19 protein-coding genes are annotated in these 17,042 nt (G+C 68.2%); 5 read left to right on the top strand and 14 right to left on the bottom strand.

Annotated features, from left to right (window positions below; translation table 11 throughout):
• Nucleotides 1–29: 29 nt before the first annotated feature.
• From R2K23_RS22915 to R2K23_RS22895, 5 genes are all read right to left on the bottom strand, one after another.
• A complete protein-coding gene (locus tag R2K23_RS22915; RefSeq protein ID WP_316512871.1) occupies nucleotides 30–1,256 on the bottom strand; it encodes a TerC family protein in 1,227 nt (408 codons plus the stop codon).
• A 54-nt stretch (nucleotides 1,257–1,310) separates the two neighbouring features.
• Nucleotides 1,311–1,433, bottom strand: a complete 123-nt coding sequence (locus tag R2K23_RS22910; protein WP_316512870.1) for a hypothetical protein — start codon at nucleotides 1,431–1,433, stop codon at nucleotides 1,311–1,313.
• Complete coding sequence (locus tag R2K23_RS22905) at nucleotides 1,430–2,752, bottom strand: MFS transporter (RefSeq protein WP_316512869.1); 1,323 nt, start codon at nucleotides 2,750–2,752, stop codon at nucleotides 1,430–1,432. Before R2K23_RS22905 ends, R2K23_RS22910 begins: the two co-directional genes overlap by 4 nt.
• A gap of 612 nt (nucleotides 2,753–3,364) precedes the next feature.
• Nucleotides 3,365–3,823, bottom strand: coding sequence for a hypothetical protein (locus R2K23_RS22900; RefSeq protein WP_316512867.1), 459 nt, complete (start codon nucleotides 3,821–3,823; stop codon nucleotides 3,365–3,367).
• 161 nt (nucleotides 3,824–3,984) lie between these two features.
• On the bottom strand, nucleotides 3,985–4,239 hold the full coding sequence (locus R2K23_RS22895) for a hypothetical protein (RefSeq protein WP_316512866.1): 255 nt from the start codon (nucleotides 4,237–4,239) through the stop codon (nucleotides 3,985–3,987).
• Between the two features lie 249 nt (nucleotides 4,240–4,488).
• Between R2K23_RS22895 and R2K23_RS22890 the strand changes: the two genes are divergently transcribed.
• Both R2K23_RS22890 and R2K23_RS22885 read left to right on the top strand, forming a co-directional pair.
• Nucleotides 4,489–5,463 (top strand): ferritin-like domain-containing protein, encoded by a 975-nt coding sequence (locus R2K23_RS22890; protein WP_316512864.1) that lies wholly within the window; start codon nucleotides 4,489–4,491, stop codon nucleotides 5,461–5,463.
• A gap of 176 nt (nucleotides 5,464–5,639) precedes the next feature.
• Nucleotides 5,640–6,371: a ZIP family metal transporter gene (locus R2K23_RS22885; protein WP_316512862.1), complete on the top strand. Its 732-nt coding sequence runs from the start codon at nucleotides 5,640–5,642 to the stop codon at nucleotides 6,369–6,371.
• An 8-nt stretch (nucleotides 6,372–6,379) separates the two neighbouring features.
• Here R2K23_RS22885 and R2K23_RS22880 read toward each other — a convergent pair whose 3' ends face one another.
• Nucleotides 6,380–6,829: an SRPBCC domain-containing protein gene (locus R2K23_RS22880; RefSeq protein WP_316512860.1), complete on the bottom strand. Its 450-nt coding sequence runs from the start codon at nucleotides 6,827–6,829 to the stop codon at nucleotides 6,380–6,382.
• A gap of 159 nt (nucleotides 6,830–6,988) precedes the next feature.
• Here R2K23_RS22880 and R2K23_RS22875 point away from each other — a divergent pair, with 159 nt between their 5' ends.
• Nucleotides 6,989–7,678 (top strand): HemK2/MTQ2 family protein methyltransferase, encoded by a 690-nt coding sequence (locus tag R2K23_RS22875; RefSeq protein WP_396892625.1) that lies wholly within the window; start codon nucleotides 6,989–6,991, stop codon nucleotides 7,676–7,678.
• Entirely contained in the window at nucleotides 7,675–7,914 is a 240-nt protein-coding gene (locus tag R2K23_RS22870; RefSeq protein ID WP_316512857.1) for a CDGSH iron-sulfur domain-containing protein, read from the top strand. The genes R2K23_RS22875 and R2K23_RS22870 overlap by 4 nt, the downstream gene beginning before the upstream one ends.
• Nucleotides 7,915–7,991: 77 nt before the next feature.
• Here the strand turns inward: R2K23_RS22870 and R2K23_RS22865 are convergent, their stop codons facing one another.
• The 8 genes from R2K23_RS22865 to R2K23_RS22830 all read right to left on the bottom strand — a co-directional run bounded on the left by R2K23_RS22865 (nucleotide 7,992) and on the right by R2K23_RS22830 (nucleotide 15,486).
• Entirely contained in the window at nucleotides 7,992–9,002 is a 1,011-nt protein-coding gene (locus tag R2K23_RS22865; RefSeq protein WP_316512855.1) for an iron-containing redox enzyme family protein, read from the bottom strand.
• A 59-nt stretch (nucleotides 9,003–9,061) separates the two neighbouring features.
• Nucleotides 9,062–9,727, bottom strand: a complete 666-nt coding sequence (locus R2K23_RS22860; RefSeq protein WP_316512853.1) for a phosphodiesterase — start codon at nucleotides 9,725–9,727, stop codon at nucleotides 9,062–9,064.
• A 43-nt stretch (nucleotides 9,728–9,770) separates the two neighbouring features.
• A complete protein-coding gene (locus tag R2K23_RS22855) occupies nucleotides 9,771–11,900 on the bottom strand; it encodes a catalase (RefSeq protein WP_316512852.1) in 2,130 nt (709 codons plus the stop codon).
• A 377-nt stretch (nucleotides 11,901–12,277) separates the two neighbouring features.
• Nucleotides 12,278–12,937 carry a PAS and ANTAR domain-containing protein gene (locus tag R2K23_RS22850; RefSeq protein ID WP_316512850.1) on the bottom strand — a complete coding sequence of 220 codons (660 nt, stop codon included), beginning with the start codon at nucleotides 12,935–12,937 and terminating at the stop codon, nucleotides 12,278–12,280.
• 114 nt (nucleotides 12,938–13,051) lie between these two features.
• Nucleotides 13,052–13,504 (bottom strand): Hsp20/alpha crystallin family protein, encoded by a 453-nt coding sequence (locus tag R2K23_RS22845; RefSeq protein ID WP_316512849.1) that lies wholly within the window; start codon nucleotides 13,502–13,504, stop codon nucleotides 13,052–13,054.
• A 210-nt stretch (nucleotides 13,505–13,714) separates the two neighbouring features.
• A complete protein-coding gene (locus tag R2K23_RS22840) occupies nucleotides 13,715–14,452 on the bottom strand; it encodes a pyrimidine reductase family protein (RefSeq protein ID WP_316512848.1) in 738 nt (245 codons plus the stop codon).
• The gene (locus R2K23_RS22835; RefSeq protein ID WP_316517506.1) at nucleotides 14,449–14,889 is read right to left on the bottom strand and encodes a flavin reductase family protein; all 441 of its coding nucleotides are present in this window, start codon (nucleotides 14,887–14,889) and stop codon (nucleotides 14,449–14,451) included. The genes R2K23_RS22840 and R2K23_RS22835 overlap by 4 nt, the downstream gene beginning before the upstream one ends.
• A gap of 147 nt (nucleotides 14,890–15,036) precedes the next feature.
• On the bottom strand, nucleotides 15,037–15,486 hold the full coding sequence (locus tag R2K23_RS22830; RefSeq protein ID WP_316512846.1) for an STAS domain-containing protein: 450 nt from the start codon (nucleotides 15,484–15,486) through the stop codon (nucleotides 15,037–15,039).
• 553 nt (nucleotides 15,487–16,039) lie between these two features.
• Here R2K23_RS22830 and R2K23_RS22825 point away from each other — a divergent pair.
• Nucleotides 16,040–17,041, top strand: a complete 1,002-nt coding sequence (locus R2K23_RS22825) for an AAA family ATPase (protein ID WP_316512844.1) — start codon at nucleotides 16,040–16,042, stop codon at nucleotides 17,039–17,041.
• Nucleotide 17,042 lies beyond the last annotated feature (1 nt).

Raw genomic sequence — 17,042 nt, 5'->3', positions numbered from 1 at the left:
GCCGCGCCACCAGTACGACCTGCCGTGACCTACGTCAACCCCCGCGGGGTGAACGGCTCGGCGTGCCCCCTCGACACCGCCTCGCCATGCTTGGCCGCCGCGCGTTCGAGCAGGTCCATCAAAGCGGCTTCGTCGCGGACCAGCTGGCGGTACTTGGGACCCAGCGCCAGGATCTGATCGCGCTGCTTGAGCAACTGCCCGAAGATTCGCTCGCGTTCGCCGGGGTCGTGGGTGTATTCGGAATCGAGGTAGGCCGTGGCGTAGCGGCGCGCGTTCGAGATGGCCGTCTGGGCTTTGCCACGCGGGCTCAGCAGCGACGCGATCACGGTGACGACCAGCACGCCGACGATCACCGTCAACGACAATCCGGTGCTGACTTCGACGACCTTGACCGGCTCGCCGTCGTTGATGAACGGCACGTTGTTCTCGTGCAACGCGTGCAGGATCAGCTTCACACCGATGAAGCCGAGGATCGCGGCCAACCCGAAGGACAGGTAGATCAGCCGATCCAGCAGGCCGTCGATCAGGAAGTAGAGCTGCCGCAGACCGAGCAGCGAGAACGCGGTCGCGGTGAACACCAGGTAGACGTTCTGGGTGAGCCCGAAGATCGCCGGCACCGAATCGAAGGCGAACAGGATGTCGGTCCCGCCGATGGCAACCATCACCAGCAGCATCGGCGTCAACATCCGCTTGCCGTCGACGACGGTGGTCAGCTTGTCGCCGTCGTAATGCTCACTGGTGGGAAGAAGTTTCTTGGCGAGCCGGATGACGACGTTGTCGGCCCCGCGGGATTCCTCGCTGTCCTCGGGCTTGAGCAGGCTGCCGGCGGTCAGCAGCAGGACCAGCCCGAACACGTAGAACACCCACGCGAAGGTGTTGATCAGCGCGGCGCCGAGGAAGATGAACGCGCTGCGGGCGATCAGCGCGAAGACGATGCCGAACAGCAGGACCTTCTGCTGATCCTCGCGCGGCACCCGAAAGCTGGCGATGATGACCAGAAACACGAAGAGGTTGTCGACCGACAGTGCCTTTTCGGTGACATACCCGGCGAAGTACTCGGATCCGGGTTCGATGCCGCCGAAGACCAGCACGCCCACCCCGAACAGCAGCGCGATGCCCACGTAGAGCGCCGACCACACCGCGGCCTCCCGCAGCGTGGGCACGTGCGGCTTGCGGACGTGGAAGATGAAATCGAAGGCAAGCAGGCCGGCAATGCCGGCGATCGTCAGGCCCCACACCCAGCCAGGTACATCCACCGCGGTAACCGCCCTTCTCCGGCAGCCTGTTTCCCTGATTCGCGCCAGTTGAAACTACCGGGTCTGCTCGTCTTCTCGCGCCGAAGTGACCAGTTCGCGCACCGCCGGGGCCACCTCGGCGGCGTAGCGCTCGGTGGTGGCCGGGTCGTTGCAGGCCAGAATGACGTGCTGGCTCACCGCTCGCGGCCGGCCAGTGCGAGCCCGTCGTCGTGCCGGCTGTCGGGGGACACGTGGCGCGGCCGCGAGCGCAGTGTCAAGGTCGCGATGGCGGCGACGGCCAGCGGCACCGCGATGAACCCGAAGTACCCGCCGACGCCGACGCTGCTCAGCAGCGCCCCGCCGAGCGCGGATCCGATGATCGACCCCGTTCGCCCGACACCGATCGAGAAACCGGTTGCGGTGCCGCGCAATTGCGTGGGGTAGGTCTCAGCGATCAGGTAGTTCAACACCAGCTGCTGGCCGCCGATCCCGAACCCGGCCGCCGCGATCAGGGCGAAGGTCAGGGTCCAGTTCGAGCCGCTGACCGACAGGCCGAGCGCGACCAGGATGCCGACGCCGAACATGCCGAGCAGCAGGGTCCGGATCGCGACCCGCGACAGCAGTACCGCCACCAGGAAGGAGAACAGGATGAAGGCGCCGTTGACCACGATGGTGCCCGAGGCGGCCTGTTCCTTGGACAGTCCGGCCTGGTGGAGCGCGGTCGGCGTCCATTGCAGCAGCAGGAACCAGGCGATCCAGTTGGCCAGGTAGATCGCGCAGATGGTGATGGTCGTGCTGCGGTAAGCGCTGTCGAACAGCGCCCGGATGGAGCCGGCGTTCTCGTCTTCCTGCTCGGCCCGCAGGACCGCGTCGTCGGCGATGTCCGCGCCGGTGATGCGACGTAACAGGTTGCGCGCCTTGGCCTGGCTGGCGGCGTCGCCGCGGGTGGCCAGGTAGCTGGGGGATTCCGGCAGCACGGTCGCGACCACCAGCAGCAGGATCAGGGGCAGCACGCCACCGAGCAGGAAGATGCCCCGCCAGCCCAGGACGGGCAACCAGGCCGCCGCGACCACACCCCCGAGCATCGCGCCGCCGGGCAGACCGAGCAGCACCAGCGTCATCGACATCTTGCGGGATCCGACGGGGCTGTACTCGGCGGCCAGGGCCAGCAGCGACGGTGTCGCGCCGCCCATGCCGAGACCGATCAGGAAGCGCAGCAGGATGATCTGCCAGGGCGCCTGCGCGAACGCGCCGAGCAGCGAGAAGAACCCGAAGATGGTGAGCGACAGCAGAATTGCGCGCTTCCGGCCGACGCGGTCGCCGATCGAACCGAGCGAGATCGCGCCCAGGGCCATGCCGACGGTGCTGGCCGTGATGACCGCCGTCATCGACGCGGTCGACATCGCGAATTCCTCGGCGATCGATGAGCCGATGAAGGCGATGGACTGGGTGTCGAAGCCATCCAGCAACGCGATGACGAAGCAGAGCGCGACGACGCCCCACCGCTTCACATTCATTGGGGTGTCATCGATCACGGCTTGTACGCGAACCGATGGGGCGAGCGTCATGGTGAGCCTTTCATCTACGCGCGAGCACCAATCCCGCTAGCGCAAAATTCCGCAAGAGTGGGGTCCTCCGGGCGACACGCGGCATGCATTACATGTCCTGCGCACCCTTCGGCGGGCACTGTCACCTGTGATGGTCGACACGATCGACGTTAAGTGGCGAATCCATCAAGAACAAGGACACATTTGCGCGCTATTGATCGACGAAATCTATGAATACGGGGCCGCGCCGTTGGACCCGTAGGCGCATGGCTCCGCCGCGTCGCTGTGTCGAGGGCGGAAGCATTGCCGTGGGGGAAGCTTCGCTTCGGGCCTCTCGGTTCTGGCTAATGGCCTCGCGCTACCCGCCCAGGCTGCGCTCAGCGTTGGGTTGCGCATCGAGGCTGCGCTGAACGTAGTAGGTGCTCACACATTTCCGCGCTGAGCGCAGCGTCGGTGAGGGGTCTGGATCTGATCGCTTGGGCGCCGGCGGCCTACAGTCGCTGGCCGCTGCGCGTGGCGAGCGTGCGCAGACCCGGACGGGACTCGGCGTGTCGGCCCGGGGACGCGCACGCTCGCGCTGTGTTAGGGGCGGGAAAGCGCCGGCAGCAGTCGCCCGAACGTGGCCTGCGCAAGATCGGCGTCGCGGTGCCGGCGGTCGCTGCGCAGGATGCGCCGGTTGAGTGCCCGGCGTTCCCGCTGGCTCAGGGTGCGGTGCCGCTCGGCGACGCGTTCGAGTTGCTGCCAGCTGAGCCCGTCGAGGTCCCCGTCGCCATCATGGGTGGCGACGACGACGCAACCGCGCAGCAGCGGGACGGTTTTCACGTCGAAATTGGTGGTGGCCAGCAGAAGTTCGGTGGCGTTGCGGTTGATCCGCCGTTGACAGTTCTGCGGTGAGGAGCTGAACCAGAAGTCGAGCTCGCGGTCGGCGCTCGTCAGGCTTTGCAGGCCCTGATTGCGGATGAGTCGGTCGATATCGGCGGCGGTGTAGGCGTTGGTCTCATAAATGGCGCCATTGACGCTGTAGTACAGAACGGTATTCATCTCGATGTTCCATTCGACGCTTTCTTCGGTTCCAGTGCGCAGTGCGGGTTCGCACTGTGACTGAAGTTACCCTTGTGACAAAAGGGATAAACGTCGATAACGATTGGAACTATTCCCTCGACGCCGAAAGCACCGAGGTGTACGCAGCGCGAAGTGGTAGATCAACCGCCCGCCGGCACCGGATCGCGATCGTTGACGTCGGCATTGGTGTCCTTGCGCGCGCAATGGGCGCAACAGAACATGCCGGCGTCCGTTTCAATGCCGTGGCCCAGGATTCGACAGCCACAATGGCCACATTCGGGAGCCAGGTGCACCGCGGCGCACTCCACACTGTCGAAAGTCGCTTCCTTGCCGTCGTGCCAGGTGACGGTGAATGCCTTGTCGTAGTCGTTGCCGCAGGTTGCGCAGATGCTCATCGGGGTCGGTGCTCCTGTGTCTTGGTCGGGTTTGGGTTCGAGTTCCCGCCCTGCACGTGGGCAAACGTGGCCGGCGGCCGGCGCGCCGTTCCCACGTCGGGGCCCGCCTACACCGATCGAGGGCTATCTCACAACCGTCGGATCCGGTTATCTCGCCGAGCACGGCGGGTAACCGACAACCGAGGGCCCCAGCCACGGTGCTGGAGGTGCTGATGACAGAGAAATCAATTCCCAAGGGGTGGAACAACTATGGCGACAATGAACACCAAGGCTGACACTGCGACCCTGCTCGCCCAGCTGCGGACGGTCCTCGACCTGACGCATACGGAGATCCAGGTCGCCGAGACCCGGGTCGCGCAGGCCCGTACCGAGGCGGTGCGTCGTGAGCTGCAGCAGAACGCCGACAACGGCCGGCTGCGCGCCGAGGCCATCGAGAAGGCCATCCGCGACCTGGGCGGCTACCCCGACGTGATCGGGCCGTTCCTGGGTCGGGCCGCCGCAGCGGTCAAGGCGTTGACCGAGCAGGCCGAGCCGTTCGACGAGGCGCTGCTCGGGGACCTCGCGCTGGAGAACCAGCTGCTGGATCGTTCGCGCTACGTGAAGGCGCTGGCGGTCGCGGTCGGCGACAAGGACGTCGAGGCGCTGGCGACTCGCCTGATCACCGCGCACTCCGCGACGGTCGAGTGGCTGACCACCGTGCTCGCCGAGGAGGCCCTCGGTGGTCCCGCCGCGTTGCGTCGGACGCCGCTGCAAGCGGCCGCGGGCGGCGCGATCAAGTTGGTGAACATGCCGTTGACGCTGTCGACGCGCGGTGCGGAGCGGGCCGCCGAAGCGGTGCGCTCGGTGCGGCCGGCCATCGCCGACCTGGTCAACCGCGGCTCGCGGACCGGGGACATCGCGGCCAAGACGCTGGCCGGCGCGCGTGACTCGGCGCTGAACACCGCCGAGAAGATCACCCGTCGGGAGGGCGCGGACGGGGCCGCCGACGTCATCCACTCGGCGCGCGGCGCCGCGGGCGTCCTCGACGCCGACGAGCTGCCCATCGCCGATTACGACGACCTCAACGTCAACGAGGCGGCGTCCGCGGCGAAGGAACTCACCGAACCGGCGGACATCCGCGTGATCATCGCCTACGAGGAGGCCCACAAAGCTCGCGCCCGGGTGATCTCGGCCGCGCAGGCCCGGCTGGCCACCATCGCCCAGGAAGTGGTCGGCATCAGCTGATCCGCGTGCGATCGAGCGGCCCCGGGACGATTTCTCGTCTCGGGGCCGCTAATCGTTTGGCCCGGGCGCATTCGGGTAATAGGCCTGCAACTGTTCTCTTGCCGGCCGTCGAGTGGGAGGCAATCCGTCATGGCTGTCGGGCAGCGGGGCGAAACCGGTGACGGGCGGGCCGGCCATTGCTGAAGGCGCTCCTGTTCGGGTTCGGCGCCTCCAGCGCGCTGATCATCGGCGCGGCCATCGGGGCCAAGTGGACCCCGCCGCGTCCGCTGGTGCGGGTGCTGTTGGCCTTCGCCAGCGGCGCCCTGATCGCGGCCCTGGCCTTCGAACTGTTCGACGATTCCTTCAAACAAGGCGGCCCCTGGCGGGCGGGCTTCGGCCTGCTCGCGGGCGCGGGGACCTTCATCCTCATCGACTGGCTGCTGGAACGACGGGTGCAGAGCCAGAAGGAGAAGAAGTCCAGCGGCGGCAAGTCGGCCGCGCGCGGCGGCGTGGGGTTCGCCCTGCTTGCGGCCGTCACACTCGACGGGGTCCCGGAGAACCTCGCGTTGGGCGTGACGCTGGTCGAAGGTGCGGCGTTGGCGCTGCTGGTGGCGATCTTCTTCTCCAATTTCCCGGAGGCATTGGCCGGCAGCGTCGAGATGCGCGACGGCGGAATGAGCGCCCGCGCGGTGATGATCACCTGGTCGGCCGCCGCGGTGGCCCTGGCCGCCGCGGCGATCGGCGGCTATCTCGTCGCCGGCATGCTGCGGCCAGAAACCGTCGCGTGGGCGTTGGCGTTCGCGTGTGGTGCGGTGCTGGCCTCGGTGGCCGACACGCTGATGCCCGAGGCCTTTGAACGCGGCCAACCCTTCAACGCGTTCGCCACCGCGGCCGGCTTCTTCCTGTCGTACGTGCTGTCCTCGGTGTGAGGTCGCGCCTACTCGACTTCGTGTGGACCCAGCCGCTCAGCCAGGGCGGCCAGCCGCCAGGTGCACTCCCGATTGCGGATCCGGACGGCCAATTCGGCCAGCTTGTCGGGCACCAGGTTCGCCGGTCCGCGCGCGGGTACCTCGTGCATCTCGATCTCGCAACCGCCGTCGGCGTTGTCGCGGAGTTCGAGGGTGACGCGGGCCGCCCCGAGGAAACCGAACTTGGCCAGCAGCACCAACCGCTCACCCGGCACGGACTCCTCCACCACCGTTTCGTCGTCGATGGCGGCGGGCCAGACCCCGACCGAATGCCGGATGGTCGCGCCCGGGGCCGGCCAGTCCGGGTCCACGGCGCGCATCCGGCTGTTGCCGACGACCCACTGCGAGTACGTCCAGCCGTCGGCCATGACCTCCCACACGCGTTCCCGGCTGGCCGACGAGTTTCGAATTACGGACACGGCTTCATCCCTCCCTCGGACTCCCCGGGGACGTACCCCGGGGTAAAGCTGGGCAAACGCCGACCGGCGTGCCGACGCCGAAATCGCGATTCGACGTTTGACCGGCGAGAAGAGGGGGCATGTTGCAGTAATGATTCGGCATGACGAAAGTGAGCACCGGTGACGACCGCGCAAAGTGATCTTTGGCCTTCAAATGTGCCCGCAGATGTCTATCCGCCGCAGGAGGATTCGCAGCTCCTCATCGATGTCGCCACCCAGAGCGGTACTTTGCCGGATGCGTGCGTCGCCGACCTCTGCACCGGATCAGGCGTGGTCGGCGTCGCGGCGGCCGCGGCGGGCGCGCGCAGCGTCCGGGCCTTCGACGTGTGTCCGCACGCGGTGCGGGCCGCCAAGGCAAACGCTGCGGTGGCCGGGGCCGACGTCGCGGTGCATCTTGGGCCCTGGACCCGAGCTGCGGAATTCGGCCCCTTCGACGTCGTGCTCAGCAATCCGCCCTACGTACCGGATTTCGACGACGAACGCGAGCAGATCCCCCCGACGGCGGGTCCGCCGCTGTCGTACAACGCGGGCTTCGACGGCCGCAGCATCCTGGATCCGCTGTGCCAGACTGTGCCGGAGTTGCTCGCGCCCGGCGGCGTGTTCTTCCTCGTGCATTCGGAGTTCTCCGGTGTCGACCGCTCGATGCAGCAGTTGCGCGCCGCGGGACTGTCGACCGATGTCGTTGTGCGCCGGTCGATTCCCTTCGGTCCGGTGATGACCGCCCGCGCGGCCTGGCTGGAGCGCGTGCGGCTGCTCGAACCGGGCCGGCGCACCGAAGAGATCGTCGTCATCCGCGCGGACAAGCCATGACCGACCGCACCCCTCGGACCGTCCGGGTCGTTCCGGGCGGTCCGATAATGGTGGAGGGCCCGGTGTGTATCGAGATGCCCGACGGCAGCACCGTTGAGTCCGACCGGTTCATGGTCGCCATCTGCGCTTGTCGGCGCAGCAAGAACTACCCGATGTGCGATACCAGCCACCGCCGCCGCGGTGCGAAGGTCGCCAAATCCGTTACCGTGCAAGCGGACAAGGCGCCGGCCAACTGATCCGGCGGGCTCTTTCGCAGTTCCGCGCCGACAACCTACCGCCCCCGCAGGCCCACGGCCTTGCGGGGGCGCGTCTTTCAGTCGAGCGGCCGCAGCAGCGACGACCGGCCACTGTCCCAGCTGGTCAGCAGGTGCTGTGCCAGCCGGCCCTCGACCACGTCGCGGGCGCGGATCCCGAACACCACGTCCCGGTCCAACCGCGGGTCCGCGTCGACGAGGGTGCCCACCACGTCGGTGCGGACCACCTGTTCGTGCACCGCATCGGCCTCGACGTGCTCCCGGTAGAACAGCGCGCACGCGTCCGGCGCGCCCATCCGTTCCATGGCCTGCACCAGGCGGGCCGAACCCGGCGGCGAGGTGATCTCGGTGGCGGCGAAGTGCCCCACCGCGGCGGCGCGCCAGCGCCGGTGCAACCCGAACAGCGACATCAGGTTCACCACGGCCAGCGTCACGCCCGGCACATCGTTGAGGTAGCCGAGGTAGGAGGAGTCCAGGCCCGCGGCGTCCATCAGGTCCGCGAACAACTGCTGGTGCACCCGGCTGCCGTGCCCGCTGCCGTACTCGTCGAACTCGATGGCCACAAACGAGGCCTTGGCCTGCCCGGTGAGCCGCGGGATGGCAAACGCGTGCGGGTCGCCCTCCTTGAGGTGATACAGCGACCCGTGGACGAAGTACTCGCGCAATTGATCCCAGGTCCCGCCGTCGCGCAGCAGATACGACACGCCGGTCCCGTCAGCCGGCTCGACCGCCAGCTTCGCCATCTCGTCAGCGGCGGTCGCGCTGTCCTCGATGGGGCCGACCTCGTCGCGCACCGCGGCCAGAAAGCGACGCTCGAGTTGTGCGCGCAGCGCCAGCAGAGCTGGATTCCACTCCCATTCCGGATCGACGTCGGCGAAGCCCCGGTAGTGCAGTTCGTAACAGACGTACAGCGCCAGATGCAGGTCCAACCCGTAGGGGTCCGCGTCCGCGAGCGCCGCGCCCAGCCGGTCGAGGCGATGATCGCCGTCCCGGCTGCGCAGCGCATCCAGGACGGCTGCCGACACGACGCCCGCGGAATCGGGCAGGCGGGGATCAACCATGGTGAGCATGTGCAGCAACATACCCAGATCGCCGCCAGAAGAAACGCCGTAACCAGCGCGGACCGGGGCTACTCGGCGTCGCGGCCCTGCCGACTGCTGCGGTAGGCCCGGCGCCGCACCCCCGCCAGCCATCGGGGCAGCAGCTGCACCCCGGGGGCGGCGTTCAACGTGGGATCGAAGGACACGTCCTCAGGCGGCCACCCGCTTTCCAGGGCGCGGTCGAATTCCAGCACCGCCAGCGGAGTGAAGGAACCGCGCCCGCGCGCCTGCTCGACGTCGACGACCAGCGGTTCCGTGCGCAGGTGTTGTCTCAGCGCGTCGACGCCCAGCCCGGACGTGGCTGCGGGCGAGGTCAGGCGCGCGCGCAGCCAGTACACGTCGTCGTCGTAGCCGTAGGGCATCAACGTCGAGAACTCGGCGCTCGTCCACGACGTCGTCGGCCGCAGCAGTACCCGTGCGTTCGCCGACACCATCAGCACGTCCCACGGGCGCGCGGAGTCCGCCGACTGCGCCCGCCACGCCAGGCCGGCGAAATCGGGCACGCCGACGGGGGTGCCCACCCCCTTCGAAAAGCGGCCGAGCACTTCACCGTCGGCGACGGGCAACCCGGCGCCCACGTCAGCGACGCGACGCAGGGTGCCCGCGCACAGCAGACCGTCGGGGTGGAACACCCGCGCGTGCCGGAGCGCGGCCCCGGCACGGAACGGTAGAGCGGCAATCTCGGATGCGTTCATCCGACTTGGGTGCCCGTCCTGCCGACGCCCAAACCGGACGGCGTCAGCGTTTGCCGCGTTTCTTGGGAGCGGCGGCCGCAGCGCGCAGCGGGGGAGCGGTCGAGGCCAGAACCTGCTCGGTGCGCTCCCACACCCGGTGCAGCCCAACGGCCTTGGTGAGGGCGTCGACGAAGCCACGGTCGGGCTCCTTGGCGACCAGCACCCCGGGATCGTCCTTGGTGATCCCGGCCGCGGTGAGCAGTTCGAGTCCGCTTCCCCACGCCGCCAGCGCCTTGCAGTGCCGGTAGGCCTGCTGCAGGAGCAGCACGATGCCCAGGTCGGGAGCGCTGGACATGCCACCGGCGACGACGACGGCGTCGAACTCGACGGACCGGGCGGTCAGGAAGGTCCGCTCCACGATGACGCTGCGGCGACCGCTCTTGAGCGTGCCGCCGACCGGCGCGGTGACCAGCGGGACGGCGCCCAGCTTGGTGATGGCCTTGACCAGCTGGGAGACCTCCGCCAGGTCGCAACCCGCGTCGGCGATGATGCCGATCTGGCGACCCATGATCGGGCCCGGCTCGGTGACGACCTGCGAGAGCGCCGGTGATAGCGGGACCTCCGTGGGCGGGGCCCCGTTGGGCGCGGGCAGCCCCAGTCCCGCCGCAACCTGTCGGCACAACTCGGCATCCACGTTGGCCAGCACCTCGAGCTGACGCTCCTTGACCGCCTGCTCGTAGCACTTGCCCAGCTCGAAGGTGAACGCCTCGATGAGGTGCTGCTTCTCGATCTCACTCAGGCTGCGGTAGAACATCGCGGGCTGAGTGAAGTGATCGTCGAACGACGCGGGTTGGGCCCGCACCACCGGGCCGTTCACCTGCCGCGGGGTCGGCACGTATGCGCCCTCCTCGGCGGTGGTCACCTCCGGCAACCCCTTGTCCAGGCTGTTGGGCCGGTACGGTGCCACCCCGGTGTGCACGCCCATCTGGTGCATGCCGTCGCGCAGCATGTCGTTCACGGGGCAGCGCGGGCGGTTGATCGGCAGCTGCGTGAAGTTGGGTCCGCCCAGCCGGATCAGCTGGGTGTCCAGGTAGGAGAACAGCCGGGCCTGCAGCAGCGGGTCGTCGGTGGGCTCGATGCCGGGGACCAAGTTGCCGATGTGGAACGCCACCTGTTCCGTTTCGGCGAAGAAGTTCGTCGGGTTCCGGTTGAGCGTCAGCTTGCCGATCGGTTGGACCTCGGCAAGCTCCTCGGGAACTATCTTGGTCGGGTCCAGCAGGTCGATGCCAGCGAACGTATGGGTGCCGTCGTCGGGCAGGACCTGTATCCCCAGTTCGTACTCCGGGAAGGCGCCGGCCTCGATGGCGTCGGCGAGGTCGCGGCGGTGGAAGTCCGGGTCGAACCCGGCGGCCAGTTGCGCTTCCTCCCAGACCAGCGAATGCACGCCCGCGACCGGCTTCCAGTGGAACTTCACCAGCGTGGTCTCGCCCTTGGCGTTGGACAGCCGGAAGGTATGGACGCCAAAACCTTCCATGGTCCGGTAGGACCGCGGGATGCCGCGGTCGCTCATGTTCCAGAACACGTGATGGGTGGCCTCGGTGTGCAGCGACACGAAGTCCCAGAACGTGTCGTGGGCGGACTGCGCCTGCGGGATCTCCCGGTCGGGGTGGGGTTTGGCGGCGTGAACGACGTCGGGGAACTTGATGCCGTCCTGGATGAAGAAGACCGGCATGTTGTTGCCGACGAGGTCGAAGGTGCCCTCGTCGGTGTAGAACTTGACGGCGAAGCCCCGGGTGTCGCGCACGGTGTCGGCCGACCCGCGTGACCCGAGCACCGTCGAGAACCTGGTGAACACTTCGGTTTTGGCGCCCTTGTTCGCCAGGAACGCCGCGCGTGTGTACGGCGCTGCGGTGCCGTAGGACTCGAAGACCCCGTGCGCCGCGGAGCCGCGGGCATGCACGACCCGCTCCGGGATGCGCTCATGGTCGAAGTGGGTGATCTTCTCCCGCATGTGGAAGTCTTCGAGCAGCGTGGGTCCGCGCTCGCCGGCCTTCAGCGAATGGTCGGTGTCGGGGATGCGCACGCCCTGCGCGGTGGTGAGCGCGCGGCTGGCGCCGGCGCCGACGGCGTTCTCGGTGTCGACGCCGGGGGCCACGGTGTCGGGATCGGACGGCGAGTTCTGCTTCGGGGGCATGGATTCCTCCAGACTGGGCGGTGCTGGTCGGGGACACGACGCGAGCCGGGCTGCGGCGTGCGGAGACGACGCCTGGCTGCCGAGTACCCGTCTGCACGCGGGGCAAACGCATCGGTTCCGCCGCCGCCGGGGCACTACCGGGGGAGCGCTGTGAAAGTGATTGTCACCGCCTGGCTTTCACGACCCCGCCGAGGACGGGAACGCGGTGCGGCCGGCCCGCCGCGTCGCGACGGATCAATCCGCGTGCGTCGAAGGCGTCCAGAGGAGTGAGCAGAGACCCCTGTGCAACCACGCCGGTGTCCACCCAGGAACACTCTCGGCCGGCGAATGTGTTCCTCCGTGGACGCTGGACGCGCCTGGGTGTTGATATCGGGGCGTCAACCCGGCAACGGTTCGCCCTGCGTTCCGATGGTCATCACGATGTGGTCGACCCTGGTGCGGCCCGCTTCGCCGACCACCGACTCGTCGGCCAACGTGTCGATGAGTTGCTCGCACAGCGACCGGAGCTTGACGTTGGTGTGCTGGGAGCGCCACCTGAGAATGTCGAACGCGCGGTCGGCGGGGATGTCGTAGATGAGCATGAGCATGCCCTTGGCCTGCTCGATGACGGCGCGGTTCGTGCTGAAGTCGGCGACTGCGGAGTCCAGTGCGTCCTCCAGTTGGTCGCTGGCGGCTCCGGAGACGTCGACGTAGAAGCCGTCCGCACCGATGACGGCGCCGTCGGCGTCCACGAGTCGAGTGCTGGCGACCAGGACGTGACGGGTGTTGCCGTGCCGATCGATGATTCGGTGTCGGCTCGACAGCGGCGCCCCCGAGGCGTCGGGTAGTTGGCCGAGTAGGGCAGCGAACCGGGGCCGGTCCTCGGGATGCTTGTGGGCCAGCGCAAATTCGGTGGTCACCGTCATGGGCTCACGCGGGTAACCGTGCATGGCCGCGATCTCGGGGGACCAGCGAAACTGGTCCTCGGCCAGATGCAGCGTGAAGTTCCCGACGTGCGCGGGGGACCCGTTTTTCTCCAGATCCCCCGACGCCTTCACCGGTACCTCCTCGACTCGATTGTGGGTGCGCGACGGCGAAAATGTCGCGGATATCAACGAACGCGGCGGGTGGCCACCGACCGAGGCCGGCGGCCACCCGCCAAGGCGACTCCGCTAGGTGTCGGCCTCGACGGTTGCCGGTTCGATGGATCTCGATTCGCCGGCATGGGTGACTTCGATACGCCTCGACTTGGCGCGCTCGGCCAGCGGGATGGTCACCGTCAGGACACCGTTTTCGTATGTGGCGGTGATCTTTTCGGCATCGATACCCTCGCCGAGGGACAGCTGGCGTCGATAGGTGCCGAAGAATCGCTCATTGGACAGCCACTGCACGCTTTCCTCGGAGCGGGCCGTGCGGCGCGCGGTGAGGGTCATGGTGCCGTTGTCGACGCTGACGTCGACCGAACCGGGATCGACGCCCGGCAGGTCGGCTGTCAGCACGTAGTGGTCGCCGACTTTGTAGAGGTCCATCGGCATGAATCGCGGGGTACGGTTCGATCCGGTCTGGCTCGTCAGCAGTCCCCGGGTCATCGCATCAAGGTCACTGAACGGATCAAAGCGAAGCACAGCAGTCCACCTCCTCGAACACTCGAGCCCGCCCCCGTGGCGGGCTTCTTACTGCGCTACACCGCCTAGATTAGCACTCGAGCATCGCGAGTGCTAATACTTTTTTCGCGGTTTTCGGGCCTGGGCGCACGGCCTGAATGTCCTCCCCGACACCACCTTTGAGAAATCGGGGGCGCCCGTGAGCCGGTGGCCGGCGCATCGACCGCGGGGTCAGGAGGCCAGGTGCGGACCGGCGCGATCGGGACGCACGTACCGGGTGAAGAGGTAGCCGTCGTGGACGAGGGCGTGGCGCAGGTGCAGACCGGTCGGGGCCGCGAGCCGACTCGCCGCGGCACTTCCGACCGGCTGACTGCCCGCCAACCGCGGGGCCAGCGTCACGCAGATCTCGGTGAGCAGGTCGGCCTCGACGATCCCGTGCAGCAGCGTCGGTCCGCCCTCGCACAGCACACGATGCAGACCGCGTTCGGCCAGGGCCGCCAGCGCCGCCGGGATGTCGACACTGTCCTGCCCGGCGACGAGCACGCGACACCGGGGGTCCGGCCGGTGCTGTCGGGCGCCGACGGTGCTGGTGATCAGGATCGGCTGGTTGGTGGTGTCGCGGAACATGCTCTCGGGAAGACGGCCGGTCTGGCTCACCACGGCGATGGGTGGCCGGTCGGGCAGGCCCTCGGCCCGCCGCTCCGCCAGCTGTACATCGGAAAGGCGCACCGGGCCGTAGCTTTCGGCTCTGGCCGTACCCGCCCCCACCAGAACGACATCGGCATAGCCGCGCAGCTCGCGCAGCAGTTGCTGATCGGCAGGGCAGGACAGCGGCCCGGCCCGGCCACCGAAGGCCGCGCCGCCGTCGGCGCTGAAGATCATGTTCGCCCGCACGCCCACCGGCGCGTCCCGGTAGAACTCGCGCAGCTCGCCGCTGTCGGCGACATGCGCGGTCTCCAGGCCGGTCATGCGTCGTGGCCCGGTTCGAGGTCGCGCACGTCGGCGAAGGTCACCCAGTCCTGCAACCCGTCGGGTGCTTCCCCGGCGATGGGCTGCAGGAGGTGCCCGACGTGGTCGCCGACATCGAAGCGCTCGACGATCTCGCCGACGAACCACGCGGCAGCGTCCTCGAGGATCGGCAGGCCGGCCGGACCGTCGCGCCACTGGCATCGGGCGAACTTGTCGGTGCGGTCGCCGGTCTCGGTGCCGAACAACTCGGCGAGTGCGAGATGTTCCCGCGCCACCAGGTGCACCGCCAGATGGCTCGCTTCGGTCGCCAGCCGGTAGGTGGCGTTCTTGCGGGACAGACCGACCAGGAACTTCGGGGGGTTGATGCTCGTCTGGGTGGCGAAACCGACCAGGCACCCGCTCCGCTGCCCGGCGGCCAGCGTGGTCACGACAAACATCGGATAGTCGAGGGCGGCAACAACTTTTTCGAACGGTTCGCGGTCCGGGTCGTCGGTCACCGGCGGTCCTTGCTCGCATGCGTCATGGTCGAGCAGGGATACCCGGGTGCCGGCGAAATGTAACGCGCGGTTCCGACGCCGCCCCGGTCAGCCGGCGGAGGCGATGCGCCGACGGTATTGGGCGACCTGGTCCAGCCGCTTGAGCGCGAGTTCGAGATCCGAGCACAACGGGAGTTCGCCGCTGGTGTCGCAGATGCGCAGCAGGCGGTGCACCGGTGGACTGCCGAGGAGCATCCAGTCGATGTCGCGCCGGGTGCACTGCACGCTGATGTAATACAGCGCGGTGAACCCCTGGGTTCCGAAGAAGTCCACGGCCCGCAGGTCGAGGATCAGTTGCTGGGAGGCGCCGGTGTGCGCCTCGACGAAGTGGCCGAGCGCGCGGCCGTTCACGGCGTCGACGTCACCGCACGCGGCGATGCGCAACCGGTTCGCCGCCGCGGGGTGCACGGAGAAGGTGGCCCGCCCACACCGTTTGGATTCCCGAATGGTGCCGGGGTCGGGCCGATACAACCTGATGGTTCCGGTGGGGCTGGTCATGTCAGGCCACCGCGCCGTCGGTCGCGTCATCGAGCATGTATTGAGGCATCGTTTGAGCCACCCCTCATCGCCGCAAGTGGATGGGTCGCGACGCCGTTCGCTTGCCGAGCACGGCACGGACAGTCGTTGCGACCCACGGCTGTAAGCTCAACCAAACGCCAGGTTACTACTGATTTCGTCGTGTCGGCAGGCTTTCGTCGCCGGAATATTTCCGCAGTTCGGGTGCTTCTCCGTAGGCGCCGGGTGCGCCGACGGAGAGCACCCAGACGCTCGGCAACCCCGGCCGCGACGGATCTCGTTGTCGTCACACGCCTGTTTTGCGGATCCCGGTGCGGTGCGCCTGTCCGGCCGCGAAATTGCGCTTTCGTCCGCCGGGATGGCGCGGCGCGGACGAAACAGCGGGGTCGCGACGAGCCGCGAGCGCTGCCGCCGGGAGGTCTCGTGCCCCGGGGGCCTCAGCCCGCCCGGAGCGCCTCCCACCGGACCCCGCTTCGCGTGAGATCGGCGCAGGCGGGTACCCCTGCGGGGGTCGGGTTGCTTTCAGGAAGGACACATGACCGCAGCAGATATGCAACTCGGCCAGCGCGACCTGGCCGAGACGCAACGCGTCGTCAACGCCGTGGCCTCGTCGTTTGCGACGAAGGTCGTGGGCCAGGCACACCTTCGGGAATCGATGCTGGTGGCCTTGCTCGCCGGCGGTCACCTGCTGATCGAGAGCGTGCCCGGCCTGGCCAAGACCACCGCGGCACGGGTCATCGCCGAGTCGATCGACGGCGAGTTCCGGCGCATCCAGTGCACGCCGGACCTGCTGCCCAGCGACATCATCGGCACCCAGATCTACGAGGCGGCCACCAACTCCTTCGTCACCCAGCTCGGGCCGGTGCACGCCAACATCGTGCTGCTCGACGAGATCAACCGCTCCAGCGCCAAAACCCAGAGCGCCATGCTCGAAGCAATGGAGGAACGCCAGACGACGATCGCCGGCGTGCAGCACCCGATGCCGCGACCGTTCCTGGTCATCGCGACCCAGAACCCGGTGGATCAGGAAGGCACCTATCCGCTCTCGGAGGCCCAGACCGACCGATTCATGCTCAAGGAACTGGTGAGCTACCCGACGGTCGACGACGAGGTCGAGGTGATCGCGCGGATGGACGCCGGCCTCCTCGACCGGGAGCGGCCCGCCACCCCCGTGGTCGGGGTCGAGGACATCCTGCGGGCCCAGCAGGTGACGCGCGCCGTGCACATGGCACCGCGGTTGATCCGCTACGCCAGCACCCTGGTCTCCGTCACCCGCAACCCCGGCGAGCACCTGCCGGCTCAGCTGGCCAGGCTGGTCGAGTACGGGGCCAGTCCCCGGGCCACGATCGCCTTCTGCCGGACCGCGCGCGCGATGGCCGTGCTGCGCGGCCGCGACCATGTGGTGCCGGAGGACATCGCCCGCCTGGCCCACCGCGTGCTGCGGCACCGCTTCATCCTCGGCTTCCAGGCCGCCAGCGAACGCGTCACCTCGGACGTGATCGTCGACGCGGTGCTGCGCGCAGTCCCGGTGCCCTGAG

The organism is Mycolicibacterium sp. MU0050, assembly GCF_963378085.1.
In the GTDB taxonomy this organism is placed as follows: Bacteria; Actinomycetota; Actinomycetes; order Mycobacteriales; family Mycobacteriaceae; genus Mycobacterium; species Mycobacterium wendilense.
Note: the sequence above shows the minus strand (reverse complement) of the source record. Positions and strands in the feature narration are given on the sequence as shown.

Coding starts and splice junctions, on each gene's coding strand:
- R2K23_RS22835 (WP_316517506.1), bottom strand. CDS start 14,889: ATGTTTGTCGTGACCACGCTGGCCGCCGGGCAGCGGAGCGGGTGCCTG.
- R2K23_RS22905 (WP_316512869.1), bottom strand. CDS start 2,752: ATGAATGTGAAGCGGTGGGGCGTCGTCGCGCTCTGCTTCGTCATCGCG.
- R2K23_RS22825 (WP_316512844.1), top strand. CDS start 16,040: ATGACCGCAGCAGATATGCAACTCGGCCAGCGCGACCTGGCCGAGACG.
- R2K23_RS22830 (WP_316512846.1), bottom strand. CDS start 15,486: ATGACCAGCCCCACCGGAACCATCAGGTTGTATCGGCCCGACCCCGGC.
- R2K23_RS22890 (WP_316512864.1), top strand. CDS start 4,489: ATGGCGACAATGAACACCAAGGCTGACACTGCGACCCTGCTCGCCCAG.
- R2K23_RS22870 (WP_316512857.1), top strand. CDS start 7,675: ATGACCGACCGCACCCCTCGGACCGTCCGGGTCGTTCCGGGCGGTCCG.
- R2K23_RS22840 (WP_316512848.1), bottom strand. CDS start 14,452: ATGACCGGCCTGGAGACCGCGCATGTCGCCGACAGCGGCGAGCTGCGC.
- R2K23_RS22860 (WP_316512853.1), bottom strand. CDS start 9,727: ATGAACGCATCCGAGATTGCCGCTCTACCGTTCCGTGCCGGGGCCGCG.
- R2K23_RS22900 (WP_316512867.1), bottom strand. CDS start 3,823: ATGAATACCGTTCTGTACTACAGCGTCAATGGCGCCATTTATGAGACC.
- R2K23_RS22895 (WP_316512866.1), bottom strand. CDS start 4,239: ATGAGCATCTGCGCAACCTGCGGCAACGACTACGACAAGGCATTCACC.
- R2K23_RS22865 (WP_316512855.1), bottom strand. CDS start 9,002: ATGCTCACCATGGTTGATCCCCGCCTGCCCGATTCCGCGGGCGTCGTG.
- R2K23_RS22855 (WP_316512852.1), bottom strand. CDS start 11,900: ATGCCCCCGAAGCAGAACTCGCCGTCCGATCCCGACACCGTGGCCCCC.